This is a genomic window from Burkholderia sp. Ac-20392 (genome assembly GCF_017104585.1).
Classification (GTDB): Bacteria; Pseudomonadota; Gammaproteobacteria; order Burkholderiales; family Burkholderiaceae; genus Burkholderia; species Burkholderia lata.
Map to the genome: position 1 here is coordinate 1 of NZ_JAAGPB010000710.1, position 3,069 is coordinate 3,069.

Below are 3,069 nucleotides of genomic sequence, written 5' to 3' on the forward strand. Positions count from 1 at the left end.
TATCATGCACGGGCTCGCGCGAGCTGTTCACGCTGTGCATGATCGCGGCCGCGGTCGGCATCGCGTTCGGCGCGGCGAAGCTGTTCGACGTGTCGTTCGCGCTCGGCGCGTTCTTCGCCGGGATGATGATGCGCGAGTCGGAATTCAGCCGGCGCGCCGCTGACGAGACGCTGCCGCTGCGCGACGCGTTCTCGGTGCTGTTCTTCATCTCGGTCGGGATGCTGTTCGATCCGAAGATCCTGCTCGCGGAGCCGCTGCACGTGATCGAGGTCGCGGCGATCGTGGTGATCGGCAAGACGCTCGCGGCGGTCGCGCTCGTGATCGCGTTCCGCTATCCGCTGAATACCGCGCTGACGGTCGGCGCGGGTCTCGCGCAGATCGGCGAGTTCTCGTTCATCCTCGCCGGGCTCGGTCGTGCGCTCGGGCTGCTGTCGGCCGAGGGGCAGAGCCTGATTCTGGCCGTCGCGCTGATCTCGATCGCGATGAACACGCTGCTGTTCGCGATGATCGATCCGGCGCTCGCGTGGATCCGCAAGCATTCGGCGTTCGCGCGCAAGCTCGAGGCGCGCGACGATCCGCTCGCCGCGCTGCCGATGTCGACGCCGCAGACGCACCTGACCGGGCAGGTCGTGATCGTCGGCTATGGCAAGGTCGGTACGCGGATCGCACACGCGCTGGACGAGCGCGGCATCGCGTATGTCGTCGTCGAACAGAATCGCGAACTCGTCGAGAAGCTGCGCGAGGACGGCATCGCGGCCGTGTCGGGCGACGCGATCGAGCCGATCGTGCTCGTGCAGGCGCATATCGCGCGCGCCGGGATGCTGGTCGTGACGTTGCCCGATGTGTTCGACGTGCGGCAGATCGTCGAGATCTCGCGCACGCTCAACCCGACGCTCGAGGTCGTGCTGTGCACGAACAGCGGCGACGAGGCCGCGCTGCTGTCGAACGAGGGCATCGGCACCGTGTTCATGGGCGAGACCGAACTTGCGCGCGGGATGACCGAGCACGTGCTCGGCAGGATGACGAAGCCGGTTGCGGCCGCTGCGCATTGACGGCGCGCGGCATCGCGCCGCGCACCGGGCAGGGCGCGGCGGCCCGGGCGGACGCCGACCCCGCGTACTTCAGTTTCAGTAGAACGTCTCGAGCGTCAGTTCCTGTGCCATCACGCGATTGCCGGCCAGCAGGCCGCCATCGACGGGCAGCGCCACACCGGTGATAATGCGCGCGGCCGGCGAGCACAGGAACAGCGCGGCCTGAGCAACGTCGTCGGGCGTGGCGAAATCGTCGAGCGGATACCACTTTCTCAATGCCTCGAACACCTGCGGGTTGCGTTCCACGCGCGCTTCCCACGCAGGTGTCTTCACGGTGCCCGGCAGCACGATGTTCGCGCGCACGCCGTCGCGGCCGTATTCGATCGCGAGCGATTTCGTGTAGCTGATCAGCCCGGCCTTCGCCGCGCTGTACGCCGGATGCCCGAGCGCATGCACGCCGTTGACCGAACCGATGATCGCGATCGCGCCGCGCCCGTGTGCGCGCATGCCGGGCAGCACGGCTTCGACGCTCATGTAGGTGGCCGTCAGGTTCGCGTCGAGATCCGTGCGCCAGGTGGTGGGCGTCGTGTCGCGCAGCGTGGTCGACGCGGCCGTGCCCGCGTTCGCGACGAGCACGTCGACCGGCGGATGCGATTCGAGCAGCGAACCCAGCCGCTCGGCGTCGGTCAGGTCGTCGACGACCGGCGTCGCGTGCGCGTCGCCGAGCGTATCGAGGAAGCGGTCGAGCGCCGCGCGGTCGCGATCGAGCGCGAGCACGTGGTCGCCGGCCGCGAGGAAGGTGCGGCACAGCGCCTGGCCGATGCCGCCGGCGGCGCCTGTCACGAGGGTGGTGCGTGTCATGTCGGCTCCTTGGGCGGGTTCACAGGCCGAGCGCGGTGCGCGCCTGCTTCTCGTTGTCGCGCGTGATCAGCGTGCCGGACGTCAGCACGAGCGGCGGCGGCGCCTGGTTCTTCGTGATCCAGTCATACATGTTGATGCTCGTCTGATAGCCGTGCTGGCGCGGATTCAACAGGATCGAGCCGTAGAAGCCCGTCGGCTTCGGCTTCGCGAATTCGTTGAGCGCGACCTGGCTGCCGTTGATGCCGACCGCGACCATCGCGTCGGCGCCGATGCCGCGCCCCTCGGCGGCGCGTACCGCGCCGACCGTCGTGTCGTCGTTCGAGCCGAATGCCACCCAGCGCTTGAAATTCGCATGCTTGGTGAGCGCGATGTTCGCCGCGTTGAACGCACCTTCGGTGTCGGCCGTCATTTCGGGCGCGTCGATCACGTTTGCAGCCGGAAAGCCGGCGGCCTTGAGCGCGTCCACCGCGCCGGTGGTGCGCTCTTTCGCGGTCGGCAACTGGTCGTACGCGATCCGGATGATGCCGACCTCGGCCGGATTCCAGCCACGCCGCTTCGTCTCGTCCGCGATCGCCTGGCCGACCTGCTGGCCGATCTTGTACGCGGAGATGCCCATGTGAGGCACGCCCTGGAGCGGCGCGCCGCGGCCGTCGACGAGCTGGTCGTCGACCGACATCAGCTTGATGCCCGCGCGCTTCGCCTTGGCCGCGATGCCGGGGCCGAGCTTCACGTCGGGCGCGCAGATGATCACGCCTTGCGCCTTTTGCGCGGCGAGGCTGTCGAGCGCGGTCGATACCTTTTCGCCGCTCGGCGTCGCGATCTTGATCAGCGTGAAGTGCTTTTCCTTCGCCGCCTGTTCGGCGAAGCGCCATTCGTCCTGGAACCACGGATCGTCCGGCTGTTTGACGAGGAAGCCGATTTTCACGTCGGCGGGGTCGGCGGCATGGGCGGGTACCCCGCCGACCAGTGCCGCGCTCGCCATGGCCAGTGCGAGCGTCTTCCAGTGGAATCGCATGCGTGTCTCTCCTTTGTTGTAGTCGCGCACGCGGGCAGGGCTGCCCGACACGCGGAAAAATTGTAGGAGGAGGCAGCGGAAACGCTCAAATGATGCGCGGCGTTCCTAGAAAGTGGGACGATGCCCGATGGCGGGAGGTGTGAGGCGACGACGAGGCTGTCG

General features: G+C 68.0%; 3 protein-coding genes. 1 reads left to right on the forward strand and 2 read right to left on the reverse strand.

The window, feature by feature from the left end; genetic code table 11:
• Positions 1 to 1,052 (forward strand): cation:proton antiporter (locus G3N99_RS37145; protein ID WP_206124849.1); only part of this gene is annotated, 1,052 nt, incomplete at its 5' end.
• 75 nt (positions 1,053 to 1,127) lie between these two features.
• Here G3N99_RS37145 and G3N99_RS37150 read toward each other — a convergent pair.
• Positions 1,128 to 1,892: an SDR family oxidoreductase gene (locus tag G3N99_RS37150; protein ID WP_206124850.1), complete on the reverse strand. Its 765-nt coding sequence runs from the start codon at positions 1,890 to 1,892 to the stop codon at positions 1,128 to 1,130.
• A 19-nt stretch (positions 1,893 to 1,911) separates the two neighbouring features.
• A complete protein-coding gene (locus G3N99_RS37155; protein ID WP_241012045.1) occupies positions 1,912 to 2,874 on the reverse strand; it encodes an arabinose ABC transporter substrate-binding protein in 963 nt (320 codons plus the stop codon).
• Positions 2,875 to 3,069: the final 195 nt, after the last annotated feature.